Consider the following 22,600-nt stretch of genomic DNA (forward strand, 5'->3'; position numbering starts at 1 on the left):
TCTCTCATGGCTACCTACGATCTCGTCGTCATCGGCACCGGACCTGGCGGTTATGTCTGCGCGGTGCGCGCCAGCCAGCTCGGCATGAAAGTCGCCGTGGTCGAAAAGAACGCCACGCTCGGCGGCACCTGCCTCAATGTCGGCTGCATGCCCTCGAAGGCGCTGCTGCACGCCTCCGAAATGTTCGAGGAAGCCGCGCATTCCTTCGCCAAGATGGGCGTCAACGTCTCCGCGCCGAAGCTCGAACTGCCGGCGATGATGAACTTCAAGCAGCAGGGCATCGACGGCAACGTCAAGGGCGTCGAGTTCCTGATGAAGAAGAACAAGGTCGACGTGCTCAAGGGCACCGGCAAGATCCTGGGCACCGGCAAGGTCGAGGTCTCCGCCGACGGCAAGTCGCAGGTGATCGAGACCAGGAACATCGTGATTGCCACCGGCTCGGACATCGCGCGCCTGAAGGGCATCGAGATCGACGAGAAGCGCATCGTCTCGTCGACCGGCGCGCTGTCGCTCGACAAGGTCCCCGGCAAGCTGCTGATCGTCGGCGCCGGCGTGATCGGCCTCGAACTCGGCTCGGTCTGGAAGCGGCTCGGCGCCGAAGTCGTCGTGGTCGAATTCCTCGACCGCATCCTGCCCGGCATGGACGGCGAGATCGCCAAGCAATTCCAGCGCATCCTCGAGAAGCAGGGCTTTGCGTTCAAGCTCGGTGCGAAGGTCACCGCTGTCGATACTTCAGGCAAGACGCTGAAAGCGACGATCGAGCCCGCCGCCGGCGGCGCCGCCGAGACGCTGGAGGCCGACGTCGTGCTCGTCTGCATCGGCCGCGTGCCCTACACCGACGGTCTCGGCCTGAAGGAAGCCGGCGTTGCGCTCGATCCGCGCGGCCGCGTCCAGATCGATCCGCATTTCGCCACCAGCCTGAAGGGCGTCTATGCCATCGGCGACGTCGTCGCCGGTCCCATGCTCGCGCACAAGGCCGAGGATGAAGGCGTCGCGGTTGCGGAGATCATCGCAGGCCAGGCCGGCCACGTGAATTACGACGTCATCCCAGGCGTGGTGTATACCAGCCCCGAAGTGTCCTCCGTCGGCAAGACCGAGGAAGAGCTCAAGCAGGCCGGCGTCGCCTATACGGTCGGGAAGTTTCCCTTTACCGCCAACGGCCGCTCCAAGGTCAACCAGACCACCGACGGCTTCGTGAAGATTCTCGCAGATGCGAAGACCGATCGTGTGCTCGGCGTGCACATCATCGGCCGCGAAGCCGGCGAAATGATCCACGAGGCCTGCGTTCTCATGGAGTTTGGGGGCAGTGCGGAAGATCTCGCCCGCACCTGCCACGCGCATCCGACCCGCTCGGAGGCCGTCAAGGAAGCCGCGCTTGCAGTCGGCAAGCGGGCCATCCATATGTAGGACCGCGCCTAAGCCGAATCGGGCGGGACATCACATGCTGCGCCGCCTTCTTCAACCGGTCTGGGTCCTGCTGGCGATCATCTTCCTGATCGAAGCCTGGCTGTGGGACCATCTCGAGCCGATCGTCGCGCGGGTTGTCGCCCTGATCCCGCTCGCCCGGTTCAAGGCCTGGCTGGCGGATCGCGTCGACGCACTCTCGCCGGCGATGACGTTGATCGTCTTCGCCGTCCCGATCATCCCGCTGTTTCCGCTCAAGCTGGTCGGCCTGTGGCTGCTCACGCATGAATACTGGACCAGTGCGGTCTTCACGATCCTGTTCGCAAAGATGCTCGGCGTCGGCGTCACCGCCTTCGTGTTCGACGTCACGCGCGACAAGCTGCTGGAGATGCACTGGTTCGAGCGGCTCTACGAGCTGATCCTGAGATTGCGCGCCAGGGCGACCGAGCTGGTCGAGCCGATCAAGCAGCGCCTCCGTGAGCTGATCAAGGGCAACGGCGAAGGCTGGTCAGCGCGCACGCTCCGTCTGATCCAGCGCTTCCGCAAGAGCGTGCACGAGGCGCGCTGATCTGCTCGCTCCACACTCACCGTCATCGCCCGCGAAGGCGGGCGATCCAGTGTTCCAGAGGCATCGAGATTAGAGCCGAGAAGCCGCGGCGTAGTGGGTGGATGCCCCGGTCGAGCCGGGGCACGACAGCTGTGCGTGTGGCGGCCTCAGTCACCCGTGCAGATGCAGCAGGTGCGGCGCCCAGGCGCCGAGTACGGTCATGCCCAGGCCGGCGAGCGTCAGCAGTCCCGCGATCCAGGCGAGCGGCAGCATGCCGGTGATGATGGTGGCCGATGCCAGCACGATGCCGATCTGGAACGCAGCCGACGCCAGCTCGAAGTGATGATATTTCGCGGTCGCCTCGTCGCGCACGTGCTCGGCTTCCTTGGCCTTCTCGGAGAGCTGCTCGGTGCCTTCGCCGGTCTCGGGCTCGGAGCGGTAGCGCGCCGCGGTCTTCTGCCAATCGTCGATCTGCTTCTGCATCGCGGCCTTCATGGCGTCGTCGCTGGCGCTGCCAAGCGTCAGCTTGCCCTGGTCGGCGGCGGTCTGGACCACGGTGCGGCGGATGCTCTTGGCCTGGAAGAACGCCCAGAGATTGGAGGCCTCGACATTCTTGCTGATCGACTCGGTCTGGGCGCCCTTGCCGAGCGTTTCCGAGATCGCCAGGAACAGCGCCAGCACAGCGATCAGGAGGGCGATCTTCTTGTTCTCGCCGGATGCGTGCTCGGCATGCTCGGCGTGCTCCATGCTTTCGTGTGCGCTCATGAATCCCCTCCTGTTCGGTTCCGCAACGATTGACCGAACCGAGCGGCCTGCGCAAGAGGCATGCTTTGTGATGACAGCTTGATGTCAGGAATCAGCGCCGTGGATGCGCGCTCGCATAGACTTCCAGCAATCGTTCAGAGTCGATGCCGGTATACACTTGCGTCGTCGAGAGCGAGGAATGGCCGAGCAATTCCTGGATCGCGCGTAAGTCCCCACCGCGCGAGAGCAGATGCGTGGCGAAGGAATGGCGGAGCGCGTGCGGCGTGGCGCTGTCGGGCAGGCCGAGCGCGCCGCGCAAGCGCTCCATCGCGAGCTGGATGATGCGCGGGCTGAGCGGGCCGCCGCGGGCGCCGACGAAGATCGGTCCCTCCGGCGGCAGTGCATGCGGGCACATCGCGACATATTCGTCGATCAGCGCGAGCACGTTCTGCAGCACCGGCACCATGCGCGTCTTGTTGCCCTTGCCTGTGACGACCAGCACATCGCCTTCACCCGCCTTCGGCACCTCGCGGCGCTTCAGGCCCAGCGCTTCGGAGATGCGCAGGCCCGATCCATAGAGCAGCGCCATCACCGCGGCATCGCGCACCAGGATCCAGGTCTCGCGCTCCTCGCCGGCGCGCTCGTCGGCGTCGGCGAGGCGTTTTGCAGATGCCATCGGCAGCGGCTTCGGCAAGGTTTTTGCGACCTTCGGCGCGCGGATCGCCGAGAGGGCCCCGACCTTTCCCTTGCCTTCACGTTCGAGGAAGCGGCCGAACGAGCGCAGGCCCGCGAGCGCCCGCATCAGTGAACGGCCGGCAATATCGTCGGCACGGCGCATCGCCATGAAGGCGCGCACATCGGTCGCTTCAAGCGAGGCGAACCGTTCCAGCGTCACGCGCTCGCCCCAATGGCTGCACAGGAAATCCAGGCACTGCCTGAGGTCGCGGCCATAGGCCTCCAGCGTCTTCGGCGACAACCGCCTCTCGGCGCCGAGATGCGCCAGCCAGCGCGCCATCTCCTGCGCGATCGAGGGATCGGCGCTGGCGAGCTCGAGGGGTGGGACGGCGGCCTTGCTCATGCGCTCTGGACGGAATGATTCCGCACAGTATATCGCATCTCACCGGTTTACCGTTCGCTAAGGCCGGCCCGGGGCGCTAGCCTCAAAGCCCCAAGGTTCCGATTCTCTTTCAATGGATCATTCGTCGCGCAGCTCGACCGCCCCCGCCAACGCGACCCGCATGGTCGACGTGCTGGTGCCGGTCGCGCTCGACCAGACCTATTCCTACAAGGTGCCGCGCGGCATGGAGCTGAAGGCGGGCGATCTCGTCGGCGTGCCGCTGGGCGCCCGCGAGGTGCTCGCCGTGGTCTGGGGCGAAAACGCCAATCCCGATCCGCGCCTGCACAACCGCCTCAAGGAGGTCAGCGAGAAGCTCGACGTTGCGGCGCTGAAGCCCGAGCTGCGTTCGGTCGTCGACTGGGTCGCCAATTACACGTTGAGCCCGCGCGGCATGGTGCTGCGCATGTGCCTGCGCATGGGCGAGAATCTCGGCCCCGAGCGCGTGCGTCCCGGCGTGCGCCTGGTCGGCGATCCTCCCCGGCGGCTGACGCCGGCGCGGGCGCGCGTGATCGAGGTGCTGTCGGACCGGCTGCTGCACGGCAAGTCCGAGGCGGCCAGGGAAGCCGGCGTCTCGGCCGGCGTGATCGACGGCCTCGTCGACGAAGGCACGCTCACGGTCGAGCCGATGCCGCCGCCACCGCCGCCGCCGGCGCCCGATCCGGAGTTCGGCCGGCCGGATTTCTCGCCGCTGCAGCGCGCCGGCGTCGATGCGATGCGCGCGCTCGCGGCCGACGGCACCTTTCACGTCGCGCTGCTCGACGGCGTCACCGGCTCGGGCAAGACCGAGGTCTATTTCGAGGCCGTGGCGGAAACCATTCGCCGTGGAAAACAGTCGCTGATCCTGATGCCGGAGATCGCGCTCACCGGCCAGTTCCTCGACCGCTTCGCGCAGCGCTTCGGCGTGCGGCCGATCGAGTGGCACTCCGAGCTGACGCCGCGCACCCGCGCGCGCAATTGGGCGGCGATCTCGGAAGGCACTGCGCCGGTCGTGGTCGGCGCCCGCTCGGCGCTGTTTTTGCCCTACGCCAATCTCGGCCTCATCGTGGTCGATGAAGAGCATGACCAAGCCTACAAGCAGGACGAGGGCGTGCATTATCACGCCCGCGACATGGCGGTGGTGCGCGCGCATATCGCCAAAATCCCGATCGTGCTGGCCTCCGCGACGCCTTCGGTCGAATCTGAGGTCAATGCGCGCAAGAACCGCTATCAGCGCATCGCGCTGCCCTCGCGCTTCGGCGGCCAGCACATGCCGCATATCGAAGCCATCGACATGCGCCGCGAGCCGCCCGCGCGCGGCCGCTATATCTCGCCGCGGCTTGCAAGCGAGATCAGAGTTGCGATCGAAAAGCGCGAGCAGGCGCTGCTGTTCCTCAATCGCCGCGGCTATGCGCCGCTGACGCTGTGCCGCGGCTGCGGCCATCGCTTCGCCTGCACCATCTGCGATGCCTGGCTGGTCGATCACCGTTTTCGCCAGCGTCTCGTTTGTCACCATTGCGGCTTCTCGATGCCGCGCCCGCATGTCTGCCCGAACTGCTCGGCGGAGGAATCGCTGGTCGCGGTCGGTCCCGGCGTCGAGCGCTTGCAGGAAGAGGCGGCCGCGCTGTTCCCCGACGCGCGCACCATGGTGCTGTCGAGCGATCTCATCACCTCGATCGAGACGATGCGCAGCGAACTTGCCGAGATCGCGGAAGGACGCGTCGACATCATCATCGGGACGCAGCTCGTCGCCAAGGGCCACAATTTCCCGCGGCTCAATCTGGTCGGCGTGGTCGATGCGGATCTGGGCTTGAGCAATGGCGATCCGCGCGCCGCGGAACGCACCTGGCAATTGCTCAACCAGGTGATCGGCCGCGCCGGGCGCGAGCAGGGTCGCGGGGTCGGCTATCTCCAGACCCACCAGCCCGATCATCCCGTGATGAAGGCGCTGATCGCCTGCGATCGCGAGGCCTTCTACGACAGCGAGATCGATCTGCGCGAACGCACGCTCTACCCGCCGTTCGGGCGGCTTGCGAGCCTGATCATTTCGGCGGGCGATCGTCCGAGCGCCGAGGGCCTGGGCCGCAGGCTCGTTTCACTCGCGCCGCGCGACGAGCGCGTGGTGGTGCTGGGCCCGGCGGAAGCGCCGCTCGCGGTGATCAAGGGCCGCTACCGGTTCCGCATCCTGGTGAAATCGGCGCGCGGGTTTGATCTGTCGGATTATCTGCGCAACTGGCTCGCGGTGTGCCCGAAGCCGAAGGGCAACCAGAAGCTCGAGGTCGACGTCGACCCGCAGAGCTTTTTGTAACAGCCACCGCCGCCATACTCTCCGTCGTCGCGCCGCGGAATGACGGGGTATTGGTGGCGATGAGCCAAATAAATAAGCCCGCCGTCCCCCAAAGACGGCGGGCTTATTTCACGCGAAGCGCGCTGTTACGAAACCACTTCCGCGGTGACGCGGCCGACGCCGGCACCGGTGAGGCCGATGGCGCGGGCAGCGCCCGTGGAGAGGTCGAGCACGCGGCCGCGCACGAACGGGCCACGGTCGTTGATGGTGACGATGACGCTCTGGCCGCCATGGGTGACGCGGAGTTTGGTGCCGAATGGCAGCGAACGGTGCGCTGCGGTCATGGCGTTCTGGTTGAATCGCTGGCCCGACGCGGTGCGGCTGCCGGACTCGTTGCCGTAATAGGAGGCCATGCCGGAGAAGCTGCGGCCCGTGCCCGACGATGGCGTCATCGACGCATTGGCGTTGCGCCAATCGGAGGTCGCGTTGGAATCGTCCTGGGCGTGGTGGCGGTGATGATGGTGAGAGTAGCGGTGGTGATGCCTGGACTTGGCGGAAGCCTCGGTGGCAGTTCCACCGACGAGGAGAGTTGCAGCGACGAAAGCGAGCGCCGTGCGCGGCCGGGTCACAGTGCCCAGCATCTTCAAAGACAGCATTTAGTGGTCCCTACGCTAGTAATGCCACATATGTGGCAAGTGAAGCCCCCATCAGTTTGTGAGCGGGTTGGCGTTTCGATTCCCAATGAGGCGTGAATTGGGCAGTAAATCCCTTCCATGTCCCGTTGAAATATCTTGTGATCTGAATCGATATTCAGCCGAAGTTCCGTAATCTTTCACTTTAACGTTTCTTTAACTGATTTATTACTCTCGAATACTGTAAAGCAAAGTTGTTATGCTTTGCGTTTAGAATTGGGTAAGTATTCGGGGGTCGCGTTCGGCGCGGCCGGAATCACGCCTCAGCGATTCGTGTTCATGGCCGCTATGCGCTGAAAGCAGGAACCAATGGGCGCGTTGCCGGCGAAAGGCTCGCGGCAATTCCGTGGCGTGGCAGGTCACGGTGGTGATCGCCGCCGGGCTGTCGCGAAGCTGCGACGAACTGGCGACAGAAGGTCGTGCCTTTAATTTGGCGTCATGTTGCACGTGCGCGCCTGCTATGTTAGCAAAGCCGCGATTTTAACGAGCCCGGCACGTCCTGTGTCGGTCGAAAATCGAAGTCCCGCTTGAATTCCAAGGGCTTGGATCGCTAGGCGCCGCTTCGTGGCGACGGTTTTTCCCTTGCGAATTTGACAGCTAAAAGAGCGCGTCTGTGGCTGCAGAAGATACGTCCGTTTCCGGTGTGTCGGGCCGTTATGCAACGGCCTTGTTTGAACTGGCCCGCGACCAGAAAGTGGTCGACGAGGTCAAAGCCGATCTCGACAAGTTCGAGGCTCTGTTGAACGAAAGCGCTGATCTCAAGCGCCTCGTCCGCAGTCCGGTTTTCGCGGCCGACGCCCAGACCAAGGCCCTCTCGGCCGTTCTGGACAAGGCCGGTATTGCCGGCATCTCCGCCAATTTCCTGAAAGTGCTGACCTCCAACCGCCGCCTGTTCGCGGTGGCTGACGTCATCCGCGCCTATCGCGCCCTCGTCTCCAAGTTCAAGGGCGAGGCGACCGCGGACGTGACCGTGGCGGAAGCGCTCTCGGACAAGAATCTCGACGCCCTCAAGGTTGCCCTGAAGTCGGTGACCGGCAAGGACGTCGCGCTCAACGTGAAGATCGATCCCTCGATCATCGGTGGCCTCGTCGTGAAGCTTGGCAGCCGCATGATCGATAGTTCGCTTCGCACCAAACTCAATTCGATCAAGCACGCGATGAAAGAGGCAGGCTGATGGACATCCGCGCCGCGGAAATTTCCGCGATCCTCAAGGACCAGATCAAGAATTTCGGCCAGGAAGCTGAAGTCTCCGAAGTCGGACAGGTGCTGTCCGTCGGCGACGGTATCGCCCGCGTTTACGGTCTGGACAACGTCCAGGCCGGTGAAATGGTCGAGTTCGAGAACGGCACCCGCGGCATGGCGCTGAACCTCGAAACCGACAACGTCGGTGTCGTTATCTTCGGTGCCGACCGCGAGATCAAGGAAGGCCAGACCGTCAAGCGTACCCGCGCCATCGTGGACGCGCCGGTCGGCAAGGGCCTGCTCGGCCGCGTCGTCGACGCGCTCGGCAATCCGATCGACGGCAAGGGCCCGATCCAGGCCGACAAGCGCATGCGCGTCGACGTCAAGGCGCCCGGCATCATTCCGCGCAAGTCGGTGAGCGAGCCGATGGCGACCGGCCTCAAGGCGATCGACGCCCTGATCCCGATCGGCCGCGGCCAGCGTGAGTTGATCATCGGCGACCGTCAGACCGGCAAGACCGCGATCGCGCTCGACACCATTCTGAACCAGAAGCCGCTCAACGCGCAGCCCGACGAGAACATCAAGCTGTACTGCGTCTACGTCGCAGTCGGTCAGAAGCGTTCGACCGTCGCCCAGTTCGTGAAGGTGCTGGAAGAGCAGGGCGCGCTCGAATACTCGATCGTCGTCGCCGCCACCGCCTCGGATCCGGCGCCGATGCAGTACATCGCGCCCTTTACCGCCTGCACCATGGGCGAGTTCTTCCGCGATAACGGCATGCACGCCGTCATCATCTATGACGATCTGTCCAAGCAGGCCGTCGCCTACCGCCAGATGTCGCTGCTGCTGCGCCGTCCGCCTGGCCGCGAAGCTTATCCGGGCGACGTGTTCTATCTGCACTCCCGCCTGCTCGAGCGCGCGGCGAAGCTCAGCAAGGACCATGGGTCCGGCTCGCTGACCGCGCTGCCGGTCATCGAAACCCAGGCCAACGACGTGTCGGCCTACATCCCGACCAACGTCATCTCGATCACCGACGGCCAGATCTTCCTGGAAACCGACCTGTTCTTCCAAGGCATCCGTCCCGCGGTGAACGTCGGTCTGTCGGTGTCGCGCGTCGGCTCGTCCGCGCAGACCAAGGCCACCAAGAAGGTCGCCGGCAAGATCAAGGGCGAGCTCGCGCAGTACCGCGAAATGGCGGCGTTCGCGCAGTTCGGCTCCGACCTCGACGCCTCGACCCAGCGCCTGCTGAATCGCGGTTCGCGCCTCACCGAGCTCCTGAAGCAGCCGCAGTTCTCGCCGCTGAAGATGGAAGAGCAGGTCTGCGTGATCTGGGCCGGCACCAATGGCTATCTCGACCCGCTTCCGGTCAACAAGGTGCGCGCGTTCGAGGATGGTCTGCTCTCGTTGCTCCGCGGCAAGAACGTCGAGATCCTCAATTCGATCCGCGACAGCCGCGATCTCTCCGACGACACCGCCGCCAAGCTGAAGTCGGTGGTCGAGGGTTTCGCGAAGAGCTTCGCGTAATCGCAGACGTGGCCGGATCGCCCGGCCACGACGTGCTTCGCGATAGGCAAGCAAGAAAGTGCGTGCCCGGCGCCCGGCCGGGCATTGCGACAGGGACAGGCTAGCGGTCCGACGCATCAGGTCGAACCGCCGGGGTGAACGAAGAATGGCGTCACTTAAAGACATGCGCGTCCGCATCGCCTCCACCAAGGCGACGCAAAAGATCACCAAGGCCATGCAGATGGTCGCGGCCTCGAAGCTGCGCCGCGCGCAGACCGCCGCGGAAGCTGCACGTCCCTATGCCGACAAGATGAGCGCGGTGATCTCCAACATCGCCAGCGCCGCGGCGGGTTCGCCCGGCGCGCCGGCGCTGCTGGCCGGCACCGGCCGCGACCAGGTCCATTTGCTGCTGGTCTGCACCGGCGAGCGCGGGCTGTCCGGCGCCTTCAACTCCTCGATCGTGCGGCTCGCCCGCGAGCGTGCGCAGGCGCTGATGGCGCAGGGCAAGGAAGTGAAATTCTTCTGCGTCGGCCGCAAGGGTTACGAGCAGCTCCGCCGCCTGTTCGACAAGCAGATCGTCGAGCATCTCGACCTGCGCAGCGTTCGTCAGCTCGGTTTCGTCAATGCCGAGGACATCGCCAAGAAGGTTCTGGCGCGGTTCGATAACGGCGAGTTCGACGTCTGCACGCTGTTCTACTCGCGCTTCCGTTCGGTGATCGCGCAGATCCCGACTGCCCAGCAGGTTATCCCGCTGGTGGTCGAGGAGGGCGCAGCCGCCGGCACCACGTCTTACGAATACGAGCCGGAAGAGGATGAGATTCTCACCCGTCTTCTGCCGCGCAACCTCGCGGTTCAGATCTTCCGCGCGCTGCTCGAGAACAACGCCTCGTTCTACGGTGCTCAGATGAGCGCGATGGACAACGCGACGCGCAACGCCGGTGAGATGATCCGCAAGCAGACGCTGGTCTACAACCGCACGCGTCAGGCGCAGATCACCAAGGAACTGATCGAAATCATCTCGGGTGCCGAGGCCGTCTGATCGAGACGCTTCAGTACCCGTCAAACGCAACATCCCGATCAACAAGCTGATCGTGGTCTAGAAGTTCGGATCGAAGGAGACATCCAATGGCAGCCCAGTCCGGTCGCGTCACCCAGGTCATCGGCGCCGTCGTCGACGTGCAGTTCGAAGGCCACCTGCCGGCCATTCTCAATTCGCTCGAGACCAAGAACGGCGGCAACCGCCTGGTGCTCGAAGTCGCCCAGCATCTCGGTGAATCGACCGTCCGCACCATTGCGATGGACACCACCGAAGGTCTGGTCCGCGGCCAGGAAGTGACCGACACCGGTTCGCCGATCCGCGTTCCCGTCGGTGAAGGCACGCTCGGCCGCATCATCAACGTCATCGGCGAGCCGATCGATGAAGCCGGTCCCGTCAAGTCGGAAGGCCTGCGCGCGATCCATCAGGAAGCGCCCACCTACACCGACCAGTCGACCGAAGCTGAAATCCTTGTCACCGGCATCAAGGTCGTCGACCTGCTCGCTCCGTATGCCAAGGGCGGCAAGATCGGCCTGTTCGGCGGCGCCGGCGTCGGCAAGACCGTGCTGATTCAGGAGCTGATCAACAACGTCGCGAAGGCGCACGGCGGTTACTCCGTGTTCGCCGGCGTCGGCGAGCGTACCCGCGAAGGCAACGACCTCTATCACGAGTTCATCGAGTCCAAGGTCAACGCCGATCCGAAGAATCCGGATCCGAGCGTGAAGTCGAAGTGCGCGCTGGTGTTCGGCCAGATGAACGAGCCGCCGGGCGCCCGCGCCCGCGTCGCGCTCACCGGTCTGACCATCGCGGAAGATTTCCGCGACAAGGGCCAGGACGTGCTGTTCTTCGTCGACAACATCTTCCGCTTCACCCAGGCCGGCTCCGAAGTGTCGGCGCTGCTCGGTCGTATTCCTTCGGCGGTGGGTTACCAGCCGACGCTGGCGACCGACATGGGCACGCTGCAGGAGCGCATCACCACCACGCAGAAGGGCTCGATCACCTCGGTGCAGGCCATCTACGTTCCGGCCGACGACTTGACCGACCCGGCGCCGGCGACCTCGTTCGCGCATTTGGACGCGACCACCACGCTGTCGCGCTCGATCGCCGAAAAGGGCATCTATCCGGCGGTGGATCCGCTCGACTCGACCTCGCGCATGCTCTCCCCGCTGGTCGTCGGCGAGGAGCACTACGCGGTCGCCCGTCAGGTCCAGCAGGTGCTGCAGCGCTACAAGGCGCTCCAGGACATCATCGCCATTCTCGGCATGGACGAGCTTTCGGAAGAGGACAAGCTGACCGTGGCCCGCGCCCGCAAGGTCGAGCGCTTCATGTCGCAGCCGTTCCACGTCGCCGAAATCTTCACGGGCTCGCCGGGCAAGTTCGTCGACCTCGCCGACACCATCAAGGGCTTCAAGGGCCTGGTGGAAGGCAAGTATGACCACCTGCCGGAAGCCGCCTTCTACATGGTCGGCACCATCGAAGAGGCGGTCGAGAAGGGCAAGAAGCTGGCGGCCGAGGCCGCCTAAGACGCGAATGGCGAACGGGGGGTAGCGAATAGTCGCTGCTCCCGATCGCGCCGCTCGCTATTCGCCACTCGCTACTCGCAGGTTTCTCATGGCCACCTTCCACTTCGATCTCGTCTCTCCTGAAAAGCTCGCGTTCTCGGGCGAAGTCGACCAGGTCGACGTTCCCGGCGTCGAGGGTGACTTCGGCGTGCTGGCTGGTCATGCGCCGGTCGTGGCTGCGATTCGCCCGGGCATCCTCACCATCACCACGGGTGGCAAGCACGAGAAGGTCATCGTGCTCGGCGGTCTCGCCGAAGTTTCCGAAAAGGGCCTGACCGTGCTCGCCGACGTCGCGACATCGCTGGACGAGCTCGATCGCGCCCAGTTCGCCGAGACCATCTCGGAGATGGAAGAAAAGCTGAAAGAGCACGAGGGCGACGAACTCGATCGGGCGATCGAGTGGCTCGACCACTACAAGAGCATCCAGCAGCAGGTCAGTTCGACCGCGATGCACTAATCGCTGCGTCGCGCTTGCGACCGCGGCACGTCGCGCCGACCCCTCGAGAAACTGTAATAAAATCAGCGCTCGTCACTGCCGTGGCGGGCGCTGAAACTTTGTTGCACCGCGCCGGAGATAGCGGCATTCTGCGCCCGCGAATTTGTTCCGGGGCGGGCAGCAGATGAAACGCAAGATCGCAGCGATTTTCGCAGCCGATATTGCCGGTTACTCGAGGCTGGTCGCGGAGGATGAAGAGGAGACGCTGCGGCGTCTGGCCTCCTATCGCCTGGTCGTTGACGATTTCATCGCCAAGGCCGGCGGGCGCATCTTCAATACCGCCGGCGACGCGGTGCTCGCGGAATTCCCGAGCGCGGTGGAAGCGGTGCGCTGCGCGATCGACATCCAGGAATCCCTGCGAACCCGCAACATGGCCTATCCGCCGAGCCGGCAGATGTCGTTCCGCATCGGCATCACCATCGGTGACGTCGTGGAGCGCGACGGCGATCTGCTCGGCGACGGCGTCAACATCGCAGCAAGGCTCGAAGGGCTCGCCGAGGTCGGCGGCATCTGCGTCTCCCGTGCGGTGCATGAACAGGTCGCCAACAAGCTGTCGGTCCAGTTCGCCGATATCGGTGCGCAGGAGGTGAAGAACATCCCGACGCCGGTGCACGCCTACATGGTGGCGATGCGGCGCGAGGACGGCACTTATGCCACGCCGCAGGTGAAGAAGGTCGCGAAGGCATCGCCCACGCCGAACTGGATGTGGCCGCTGGTCGTCGGCGTGGTCTCCGTCGTCGCGATCGGCGTCGGCGGCTTCCTCTATTTCACCAAACTCGAGACCGCGGAGGTCGGCTCGACCCCGGCAACGTCCACCGCAGCAGCACCGGGCTCGAGTCCGGTCGCCGCGCCATCACCCAGCCCGACGCCGACCCAGGCGGCTGCCGCTATGCCGTCGGCGGCAGCCCGCGGCAAGATCCCCGTGGACGCAGTGCCGTTCATCGGCGAGCGCCAGCGTGCCTTTCTCAGCAACGAATATTCGGCCGCCGGAGATTACAAGGCTTATGCCCTGAACATCGGCGGATTCTTCGGCTCCGCGCTCAATCAGCCGACCGAGGAGGCCGCCCGCAACGGCGCGGTCGACCAATGCCAGAAGCGCGCGGACGCCGCGCAATCGCCGCGGCGCTGCGAGCTCTACGCTGTCGGCAACAAGGTGGTCTACAGCCACGGCAGCCCGCCGATGCCGCCGCAACCCTGGTTTCGGCACGACGCCATCACCGAGCGCGCATTTGTGCCGAAGGACTTGCCGATGGTGCGTGAGCAAGCCAGAACCCGGCTCGAAAATATCTACGTGCAGGCGGCGAAATCGCGCTCGGTCGCGCTCGGCCCGGGCGGACAATATTTCTGGGCGCTGGGAGCAACCTCTGTCGACGACGCGGCGCGGCGTTCGCTGGAATCCTGCGGCGCGTTCGCGGGCGCGCCCTGTATGACTGTGGTGGTCGACGACGTCTTCGTCGTGCCGATCCCAACCCTGCTCAAGGCCAATGGCTTCTTCCACGCCGCGAGCAATCCCTCGATCGTCGCCGATGCGCGCGACGACGTCGCACGCAAGCTCGGCGACGGCATGGGCTGGAATGCGGTTGCGGTCGGCACCGCGGGCCGTCCGGGTCTCGGCCTGAAGGCTGCCAATGAGCAGTCCGCGATCAACTCCGCGCTCGCCGACTGCGTCAAGCACGACAGCGACTGCCACGTGATCGCGATCGGCCCGTTTACGGTGGGGCCGATTAATTAGCTGGAAATCCGGCTGTGAGTGCGCAGCTGTCTTGCAGCGCCATGCATCTGTGACGAGGGGAGGGTGATCCGTTACGTCGCGATGATCTATTAAAACCATTGCAGCGTGGACTGTTATCGATACCATGGTCATTGCAAGCCGGGGCGGGCCGAATCGCATCGGCAAAGGAGGTTTGCTGGTCCTGATCCGGCGGCGTGAGAATCTAGCAAAGACCGCGTTGAGATGAAACGAACTCGGACGACGACCAGAAAGGCGCCCAAGCGGCCAGCGACCATGGCTGAGGTGGCGGTGCGGGCGGGCGTTTCCGCCATGACCGTCTCGCGTGCGTTGAAGAGCGACGGCGCCGTCTCCGAGGAGACACGGCAGCGAATCCTCGCTGCCGTCGAAGAGCTCGGATATGTGCTCGACCTGTCTGCGGGCGCATTATCCTCGAAGCGGACGGGCTTCGTGGCGGCCCTCATCCCCTCCATCAACAACTCCAATTTCTCGGACACTGCGCGCGGCATCACCGAGGCGATCGAAGGCCAGGGGCTTCAAATGCTTCTCGGCTACACCGACTACGATATCGACAAGGAAGAGCAACTCGTGCGGGCCATGCTGACTCGCCGGCCCGACGGGATCATCGTCACCGACGGTCGCCACACACCGAAGGCGCGGCGGATGCTGCAATCCGCCGGCATTCCGGTGGTCGAGACCTGGGATTTGCCTGCCGACCCGATAGACCATGTCGTGGGCTTCTCCAACGCCGAAGCCTCGCGCGCGCTCGTGCATCGGCTTTACCAGAAGGGCTACCGCAACATTGCCTTCATCGGCGGCGCCAGCAGGCGCGACACGCGCGGCGCCGATCGCCGGCTCGGCTACAAGCGAGCCGTCGAGGAGCTCGGCCTGCCGGTCGGACGTACGATCTCGTTCGGCAATCCGCCAATCTCCATGCAACAGGGTGGCGAGGCCATCGTCCAGCTCATCGAGCAATGGCCGGATGTGGACGCCGCCGTTTGCGTCTCCGACCTGTCTGCCTTTGGCGCGATCATGGAATGCCACCGCCGCGGTTGGGCAGTCCCCGGCCGGATCGCGGTGGCCGGCTTCGGCGACTTCGAGGTCTCGCGTTGTTCCTGGCCGAGGATCACGACCGTCGCCGTCGATTGCCGCAATATCGGACTGGAAGCCGGCAGCGTCCTGTTACGCGCCATCGACGACATCAGGGATGGTCGCAGACCAGGGCCCGAGACGTTGATCGTCCCCTTTGAGGTCATCGAGCGCGAAAGCACCTGAGTCCGGCTTGACAGCGTCGCTTGACCGGATAGTGTTATCGATAACAAATATGACGCCATAATGGATCACGATGGCCGGGCGCCTGGTCATCGGTTGGGAGCACCTCCCAACCGATCGCGGTCGGCTGGCGATTTCGGGAGGAACCAGGGATGGCACCGGGTGCACTGCGCTTCGATGGGGTCGTCAAGTCGTTCGGCGGCACTCGCGCGCTCAAAGGCGTCAGCTTCGGCGTCAAGCGCGGCGAAGTCGTCGCCCTGCTCGGCGAGAACGGCGCGGGCAAGTCGACCCTCATCAAGGTGCTCGGCGGCATCCATCGTCCGGACGCCGGCGCGGTGACGATCGCAGGCGAGCCCTATCACCATGCGCCCGGCGGCCGCGCCGACCACCAACCCGTCGCCTTCATCCATCAGGATCTCGGCCTGGTCGAATGGATGACGGTGGCGGAGAATGTCGGGCTCGCCCAGGGCTTTCCGCGCGCGCGGCCGTTCGGCCTCATCGACTGGCGCAGCGCCGAGGCGCGCGCGACCAGGGCGCTCGCGCTCGTCGGCTGTGATATCGACCCGACCACGCGCGTTGCGAACCTGTCGCGCACCGAGAAGTCGCTGGTCGCCATCGCCCGCGCGCTCGTCGTCAATTGCGATTTCCTCGTGCTCGACGAGCCGACGGCGAGCTTGCCTGCCGATGAGGTGGAGCGCCTGTTCGCGGCGCTGCGGCGTCTGCGCGAACAGGGCGTAGGCATGATCTATGTGTCACACCGGCTCGACGAGATCTTCCGCATCGCTGACCGCGTCGTCGTGCTGCGCGACGGCCAGCTCGTCGGCGAGAAGGCAATCGGCGAGACTTCGCCCGAGGATCTGGTGCGGCTGATCGTCGGCAGACCCCTGCTCGACATGTTCGAGAAAGCGGCTTCCCACTCCGGCAAGACCCGCGTCACGGTGCGCGGACTGATCACCCCGAAGTCCGGCCCCGTGGATTTCGACGTGCGCGAGGGCGAACTCCTCGGCCTCGTGGGCTTGCGCGGCGCGGGTCAGGAGGACGTCGGCCGCGCGCTGTTCGGCGCGGTCGCGCATTGCGGCGAGATCCTGGTCGACGGCACGGCGCCGGATCTGTCCAGCCCGATGACGGCCATGGCCGGCGGCATTGGTCTGGTCGCGCGCGACCGAACGGAGGAATCGATCGCAGCGTCGTTGTCGATCCGCGAGAATGCCTTCCTCAACCCGGGCGCCTCGGGACGCGGCCTGTTCGATGTGCTCGCACCACGCCGCGAGGCGGAAGAGGCGGTCAAGCTCGGCGCCCTCGTGGGCCTGCGGCCCAATGATCCGCATCTCGCGATCGAGGGTCTGTCCGGTGGCAACCAGCAGAAGGTCGTCGTCGGCCGTTGGCTCGCCACGGGCCGCAAGCTGCTTGTGGCCGAGGATCCGACTGCCGGCGTCGACGTCGGCGCCAAAGCCGAGATCTATCGGCTGATCGCGCGCGCCATCACCGAAGGACTTGCTGTCGTCGCCGTCTCCACCGATTTCGAGGAAGTTGCGCATATCTGCCATCGCGCGCTCGTCTTCAACCGCGGCCGGATCATCACCGAGATCGCAGGAGACAGACTGACGACCGAAGCCCTGATCACTGCCGCGTCGGCCTCCGAGGCCGCGTAAGGGACAATCGCACGGACTTACGAGAGGTCCGCCGGGAGGAACGTATGGGAATGAATTCGATCGAATCGAACGCACTGGAACCGACGCGCGCGGATCTCGCCGGCGCGTCGCGGTCGCAGAAGGTCACGCGGCTGCTGCCGGTCTACGGCCTGCCGATCATCACGGCAGCGCTGATCGCGCTGTTCTCGATCCTGTTGCCCAACACGTTTCCGACGCTGCTCAACCTGCGCTCGATCGTTTCCGACAAGTCGATCATCGCCATGCTGTCGCTTGCGGCGATGATCCCGATGGCCGCGGGCAAGATCGACCTCACGGTCGGTTATGGTATCGTGCTCTGGCACATCCTGGTGATCAGCCTGCAAGTCGCCTTCGGCCTGCCCTGGCCGGTCGCGGTTCTCGTCGTCATCTGCCTCGGTGCCTTCACCGGCCTCCTCAACGGCCTGTTGGTCGAAATCGCGCGCATCGACAGCTTCATCGCCACGCTCGGCACCGGCACGGTGCTTTATGCGCTCGCGCTTTGGCACACTGGCGGCCGGCAGGTCGTCGCGATGCTGCCGGATGGGTTCCTTGCCCTCAACGGCACGATGGTGTTCGGCTTGCCGATCACCGGCTTCTACGTGCTCGTGCTCGCGGTGGCGATGTGGCTGATGTTCGAATATCTGCCGCTCGGCCGCTACATCTACGCGATCGGCGCCAATCCGAAGACGGCCGCGCTCAACGGCATTCCGGTGCAGCGCTTTACAGTCGGTGCCTTCATGGCGTCGGGCATCCTCACTGCTGTCACCGGCGTTCTGCTCGCCTCGAAGCTGCGCATCGGCCAGGCAAGCGTTGGCCTCGAATATCTCCTGCCCGCCCTCGTCGGCGCCTTCCTCGGTTCGACCACCATCAAGCCCGGCCGCGTCAATGTCTGGGGCACCATCGTCGGCGTCGCGGTGCTCGCGGTCGGCATCGCCGGCATTCAGCAGTTCGGCGGCTCCTTCTGGGTCGAGCCGCTCTTCAACGGCCTCACCCTGCTCGCCGCAATCGGAATGGCCGGATACGCGCAGAGGAAGCGCGGTGCCGTTGCGAAGGTCCCGGTCGGCGCACCCGATCGCAAGGCTTGAAACAGCCATTGAAGGAGTTCGTGGCCGGCAGCAAGCCGGCCACAACGGAAAGCCCGGCGAAGAGCCGGCGAAAAAACGAAACGGCAATTGAACCCAAGGAGAACGCTCTATGTTGCATTCGATGATAAGAACCGGCGCTGTCGTCGCCGGCCTCGCATTTGGTCTTGCGTCCGCCCACGCCGATTCGCTCGCGGACGCCAACGCCTTCGTTGGCAAATATGCGTCCAAGGTCGACAAATGGGACGGTCCGACCACCGCTCCGAAAATCGCCAAGGGCAAGACCATCGTCGTACTCGCTTCCGACATGAAGAACGGTGGCGTGCTCGGCGTCACCAAGGGCATCGAGGAGGCCGCGAAGGCCGCCGGCTGGACCGTGCGCACGCTTGATGGCGCCGGCTCGGTCTCCGGTCGCACCGCTGCCTTCGGCCAGGCCATGACGCTCAAGCCCGACGGCCTGGTGATCTGCGGCTTCGACGCGGTCGAACAGAAGCCCGGCATGGAGGCGGCCAAGGCTGCCAAGATTCCGATGGTTTCGTGGCACGCGGCTCCCGTGATCGGCCCCGTTCCCGAAGCCGGCGTCTTTGCCAACGTGACGACCGATCCGATGGCCGTCTCCACCGCTGCGGCCAACTGGGCCTTCGTCGATGCCAAAGGCAAGCCCGGTGTGATCATCTTCACCGACTCGACCTATGAGATCGCGATCGCCAAGGCGAAGAAGATGAAAGAGGTGATCGAGGCGCTCGGCGGCAAGGTTCTCGAATGGGTCGATACGCCGATCGCCGAAACCTCGACGCGCATGCCGCAGCTCACCACCTCTCTCCTGCAAAAGCACGGCGCCGCCTGGACGCATTCGCTCGCGATCAACGACCTCTACTACGACTTCATGGCGCCTTCGCTTTCTGCGGCCGGCATCAAGGGCACCGGCGCGCCCATCAATGTCGCCGCGGGCGACGGCTCCGAAAGCGCCTATCAGCGCATCCGCTCCGGCGCCTACCAGGCCGTCACCGTAGCCGAGCCGCTGAATCTCCAGGGCTGGCAGCTCGTCGACGAATTGAACCGCGCCATCGCCGGAGAGAAATGGTCGGGCTATGTCTCGCCGCTGCATGTGGTGACCAAGGCCAATGTCGAATTCGACGGCGGCCCGACCAATACGTTCGACCCGGGCAACGGCTATCGCGACGCCTACAAGAAGGCTTGGGGTCTCTAGGTTTCCTCCGCCGAACACGGCATGGCCGTGCTCCCTCGGCGGTCGGCCACAAGCTGACCGCCGATTTTTCTTCCACTCCATCAGACAGACGAGCGAATACCGATGTTTATCCGTTGCGCTTTTTTCAGTGGCCGCATCAAGCCGGGACGCGAAGCCGAATTCACCTCCTATGTCCGCGAGAAGCTTGTGCCGCTGTGGACGCGCTTTCCCGGTGCCGAGGAGGTTCGTGTGCTGCGCCAGCAGGAAAGTGACAGCGATGCCCAGCGTTACGAGATGGTGCTCGCGATCCGCTATCCATCGCGCGAGGCGATCGAGCAGGCGCTCGCCTCGCCGGTTCGCTTCGAGAGCCGCGAAGTCACCAAGGGGTTGACCGAGATTTTCGACGGCTCCATCTTCCACACGGTCTTCAAAGCCGATGACTTCGCGTTGCCGACCGACTGATCGCGGAGATCTTACGCCGTGAGCACTTACGACATTCTCGACCAGCGCTTTCAGGCGCTGATCATCGGACATGCTAAGCTCGACAGGCTCTGGACCGGCAGCCGCTGGGCCGAGGGCCCGGTCTATGTACCATCAGCCAAGTCGCTGCTGTGGTCCGACATTCCCAACGATCGCGTGTTGCGCTTCGACGAGACTGACGGCTCGGTCTCGGTGTTCGAAAGCCCCTGCGGCTATCACAACGGTCATAGCCGCGATGCGCAGGGACGTGTGATCGCCTGCGAACATGGCGGCCGCCGCATCTCGCGGCTGGAGCCCGATGGCCGTTGGGTGGGATTGGTCGAACGCTTCGACGGAAAACGCTTCAACTCTCCCAACGATGTCGTGGTCAAGTCGGACGGAACCATCTGGTTCTCTGATCCGACCTACGGCATCGACAGCGAATACGAAGGGCATGCCGGGCCAAGCGAGATCGGCGCCAGCAACGTCTATCGTTTCGATCCGGCAAGCGGGGCGCTGTCGGCGGTTGTGACAGACATGGTGAAGCCGAACGGCCTCACCTTCTCGCCCGACGAGCGGCTGCTCTATGTCGCCGAAACCGGCGCGACGCACGTGCCGGGCTTGCCGGCGGTGATCCGGGCCTATGACGTTGCGCCAAGCGGGCTTGGGGTCGGCGAGGGACGCATCTTCGCAACCTCGCCGAGCGGATTCTACGATGGATTCCGCGTCGATCGGAACGGCAACATCTGGACGTCGACGGCGGATGCCGTGGCCGTCTATGCGCCCGACGGCGCGCTGATCGGACGCATTCCGGTGCCTGAGATCGTTTCAAACCTGACCTTCGGCGGACCAAAGCGAAACAGGCTCTACATCACCGCGCAGACATCGCTCTATGCGATCTTCGTCAACGCGCACGGATTGTCCTGAGCCCGCGAGGGGGCGCATCAAGCGGGCGGCGTGCGCGCCGCCCAGAATTCCATCAGCGCGGCCTGGTCCATCGCGCCGCACCCGATCGCGGTCAGCAGCCGATGGATCTCGGCGCAAACGACGGTCATCGGCATCGCGATGCCCGTCTGGCGCGCAAGATCCTGTGCGCCGTTGAGATCCTTCACCATGTTGTCGATGCGACCCGTCGGACGATAGTCGCGCGCAGCAAAGCGCGGCATGTATTCCTGGAGGATCGCGCTGTCGGCCCGGCCGCCGCGCAAGGCCAGAGGAATTCTTGTAGCATCGACGCCGGAAGCCTCCGCCAGCGCCGTCGCCTCGGCCACCGCGACGAAATTGAGCGCGCACAGAACCTGGTTGATCAGTTTCGTTGTCTGTCCCGCGCCACTCGGGCCCATATGCGTGAAATTCGAGGCGACCTCGGCGAGCACCATCCGCGCCTCCGCGACATCGGCAGCATCCCCACCGGCCATGCAGGTCAACTGGCCGATCAGGGCCTTCGGCGCGCCGCCCGACAGAGGGCTGTCGACCCAGCGTAGCCCGGCTGCGGCCGCGTCCCTCGCCAGCGCGCGCGTGGATTCCGGGTCAATCGACGACATGTCGATGATGAGGGTGCCCTTCCGCGCGCCTTCGGCAACACCCGCCGGCCCGAACATTGCAGCTCGCACGATCTTGGACGAGTTGAGGCTGAGGATCACGGCATCGGCTTCGACTGCGGCCTTCGCAGCAGAGCTTGCCGCAGTCGCGCCGTGTTCGACGAGAGACGCGACCTTCGCAGGATCGAGATCGAACACCAACAATCGGGTGCTGGTTTGAGCAAGCCGAGCTCCGATTGCGCCGCCCATGGCGCCGGCGCCGATCAATGCGACTGAACCAGGCATTTCGACATCTCCACGGTGAGTTTCGACGACACGCCTCAGAGCGAGGCCGTGATGCCGCCATCGACATAGAGCACATGTCCGTTGACGAAGGAGGACGCGGCCGAAGCGAGGAAGACGCAGGCGCCGACGAGTTCCTCGACCTTGCCCCAGCGGCCCGCCGGGGTGCGCTTTTCGAGCCAGGCCGAGAACGCAGAATCCGCAACCAGCGCGGCATTGAGCGGCGTATCGAAATAGCCGGGCGCGATCGCGTTTACCTGAAGGCCGTGCTTCGCCCAGTCCGTCGCCATGCCTTTGGTCAGATTTCCGACGGCCCCCTTCGTCGCTGTGTAGGGCGCAATCGACGGGCGCGCGAGTGCGGTTTGCACGGACGCGATGTTGATGATCTTGCCGGCGCCACGCGCGATCATGTGGCGGGCGCAGGCCTGACCGACATTGAAGACCGAGGCGATGTTCGTTTGCAGCAGGCGCTGGAACGCGTCTGCGGGGAAATCCTCGAGCGGTGCGCGGTGTTGCATGCCCGCATTGTTGACGAGAATGTCGATGGGCCCGATGTCGGCCTCGAAGCGATCGACAGCCGCGCGGGAAGCGGCGTGGTCGGCGGCATCGAAGGCAAGGGTTCGCGTGCCCGCGATGGAGCTGGCGGCGGCGGCAAGCTTGGCCTCGTCGCGACCGTTGAGAACGACCTCCGCACCGGCCTCGGACAGGCCGCGCGCAAGCGCAAAGCCGATGCCTTGCGAAGATCCTGTCACCAGCGCTCTGCGCCCTGTCAGATCGAACAAGTTGATCGCCACCCTGTTTCCTCTTCTTGCGTCTCGACATCTATTATTCGC

General features: G+C 64.8%; 20 protein-coding genes. 15 read left to right on the forward strand and 5 right to left on the reverse strand.

What is annotated here, in order from left to right:
* Nucleotides 1-6 precede the first annotated feature (6 nt).
* On the forward strand, nt 7-1,407 hold the full coding sequence (gene lpdA / locus XH90_RS01920) for a dihydrolipoyl dehydrogenase (protein ID WP_194478953.1): 1,401 nt from the start codon (nt 7-9) through the stop codon (nt 1,405-1,407).
* A gap of 34 nt (nt 1,408-1,441) precedes the next feature.
* Nucleotides 1,442-1,972, forward strand: a complete 531-nt coding sequence (locus XH90_RS01925; protein ID WP_194478954.1) for a hypothetical protein — start codon at nt 1,442-1,444, stop codon at nt 1,970-1,972.
* A gap of 150 nt (nt 1,973-2,122) precedes the next feature.
* Here the strand turns inward: XH90_RS01925 and XH90_RS01930 are convergent, their stop codons facing one another.
* Both XH90_RS01930 and XH90_RS01935 read right to left on the reverse strand, forming a co-directional pair.
* Nucleotides 2,123-2,716: a DUF4337 domain-containing protein gene (locus XH90_RS01930; RefSeq protein WP_194478955.1), complete on the reverse strand. Its 594-nt coding sequence runs from the start codon at nt 2,714-2,716 to the stop codon at nt 2,123-2,125.
* Nucleotides 2,717-2,807: 91 nt separating this feature from the next.
* Entirely contained in the window at nt 2,808-3,773 is a 966-nt protein-coding gene (locus tag XH90_RS01935; protein ID WP_194478956.1) for a tyrosine recombinase XerC, read from the reverse strand.
* Between the two features lie 112 nt (nt 3,774-3,885).
* On the opposite strand from XH90_RS01935, the gene XH90_RS01940 reads away from it, so the two are divergent.
* Nucleotides 3,886-6,096 carry a primosomal protein N' gene (locus tag XH90_RS01940; RefSeq protein WP_194478957.1) on the forward strand — a complete coding sequence of 737 codons (2,211 nt, stop codon included), beginning with the start codon at nt 3,886-3,888 and terminating at the stop codon, nt 6,094-6,096.
* Nucleotides 6,097-6,221: 125 nt separating this feature from the next.
* Here the strand turns inward: XH90_RS01940 and XH90_RS01945 are convergent, their stop codons facing one another.
* Nucleotides 6,222-6,731 (reverse strand): septal ring lytic transglycosylase RlpA family protein, encoded by a 510-nt coding sequence (locus XH90_RS01945; RefSeq protein WP_194478958.1) that lies wholly within the window; start codon nt 6,729-6,731, stop codon nt 6,222-6,224.
* A gap of 649 nt (nt 6,732-7,380) precedes the next feature.
* Between XH90_RS01945 and XH90_RS01950 the strand changes: the two genes are divergently transcribed.
* The 12 genes from XH90_RS01950 (at nt 7,381) to XH90_RS02005 (ending at nt 20,871) form a co-directional block, all read left to right on the forward strand.
* Entirely contained in the window at nt 7,381-7,941 is a 561-nt protein-coding gene (locus tag XH90_RS01950) for a F0F1 ATP synthase subunit delta (protein ID WP_194478959.1), read from the forward strand.
* A complete protein-coding gene (atpA, locus tag XH90_RS01955) occupies nt 7,941-9,470 on the forward strand; it encodes a F0F1 ATP synthase subunit alpha (RefSeq protein ID WP_194478960.1) in 1,530 nt (509 codons plus the stop codon). Before XH90_RS01950 ends, atpA begins: the two co-directional genes overlap by 1 nt.
* Nucleotides 9,471-9,615: 145 nt before the next feature.
* A complete protein-coding gene (locus tag XH90_RS01960) occupies nt 9,616-10,488 on the forward strand; it encodes a F0F1 ATP synthase subunit gamma (protein ID WP_194478961.1) in 873 nt (290 codons plus the stop codon).
* 86 nt (nt 10,489-10,574) lie between these two features.
* A complete protein-coding gene (gene atpD, locus XH90_RS01965; RefSeq protein WP_194478962.1) occupies nt 10,575-12,008 on the forward strand; it encodes a F0F1 ATP synthase subunit beta in 1,434 nt (477 codons plus the stop codon).
* 88 nt (nt 12,009-12,096) lie between these two features.
* The gene (locus XH90_RS01970) at nt 12,097-12,504 is read left to right on the forward strand and encodes a F0F1 ATP synthase subunit epsilon (protein ID WP_194478963.1); all 408 of its coding nucleotides are present in this window, start codon (nt 12,097-12,099) and stop codon (nt 12,502-12,504) included.
* Nucleotides 12,505-12,667: 163 nt separating this feature from the next.
* A complete protein-coding gene (locus XH90_RS01975) occupies nt 12,668-14,275 on the forward strand; it encodes an adenylate/guanylate cyclase domain-containing protein (protein WP_194478964.1) in 1,608 nt (535 codons plus the stop codon).
* Between the two features lie 273 nt (nt 14,276-14,548).
* A complete protein-coding gene (locus XH90_RS01980) occupies nt 14,549-15,547 on the forward strand; it encodes a LacI family DNA-binding transcriptional regulator (RefSeq protein ID WP_194478965.1) in 999 nt (332 codons plus the stop codon).
* 149 nt (nt 15,548-15,696) lie between these two features.
* Entirely contained in the window at nt 15,697-17,196 is a 1,500-nt protein-coding gene (locus tag XH90_RS01985) for a sugar ABC transporter ATP-binding protein (RefSeq protein ID WP_194478966.1), read from the forward strand.
* 50 nt (nt 17,197-17,246) lie between these two features.
* Nucleotides 17,247-18,299, forward strand: a complete 1,053-nt coding sequence (locus tag XH90_RS01990) for an ABC transporter permease (protein ID WP_194478967.1) — start codon at nt 17,247-17,249, stop codon at nt 18,297-18,299.
* Between the two features lie 121 nt (nt 18,300-18,420).
* Entirely contained in the window at nt 18,421-19,506 is a 1,086-nt protein-coding gene (locus tag XH90_RS01995; RefSeq protein ID WP_371748377.1) for a substrate-binding domain-containing protein, read from the forward strand.
* A gap of 102 nt (nt 19,507-19,608) precedes the next feature.
* The gene (locus tag XH90_RS02000) at nt 19,609-19,947 is read left to right on the forward strand and encodes a hypothetical protein (protein ID WP_194478969.1); all 339 of its coding nucleotides are present in this window, start codon (nt 19,609-19,611) and stop codon (nt 19,945-19,947) included.
* Between the two features lie 18 nt (nt 19,948-19,965).
* Nucleotides 19,966-20,871, forward strand: coding sequence for an SMP-30/gluconolactonase/LRE family protein (locus tag XH90_RS02005; protein WP_194478970.1), 906 nt, complete (start codon nt 19,966-19,968; stop codon nt 20,869-20,871).
* Between the two features lie 17 nt (nt 20,872-20,888).
* Here XH90_RS02005 and XH90_RS02010 read toward each other — a convergent pair whose 3' ends face one another.
* Both XH90_RS02010 and XH90_RS02015 read right to left on the reverse strand, forming a co-directional pair.
* Entirely contained in the window at nt 20,889-21,770 is an 882-nt protein-coding gene (locus tag XH90_RS02010) for an NAD(P)-dependent oxidoreductase (RefSeq protein ID WP_194478971.1), read from the reverse strand.
* Between the two features lie 35 nt (nt 21,771-21,805).
* Nucleotides 21,806-22,561: an SDR family oxidoreductase gene (locus XH90_RS02015; protein WP_194478972.1), complete on the reverse strand. Its 756-nt coding sequence runs from the start codon at nt 22,559-22,561 to the stop codon at nt 21,806-21,808.
* Nucleotides 22,562-22,600: the final 39 nt, after the last annotated feature.

The sequence above is a fragment of the Bradyrhizobium sp. CCBAU 53338 genome (assembly GCF_015291665.1).
GTDB lineage: Bacteria > Pseudomonadota > Alphaproteobacteria > Rhizobiales > Xanthobacteraceae > Bradyrhizobium.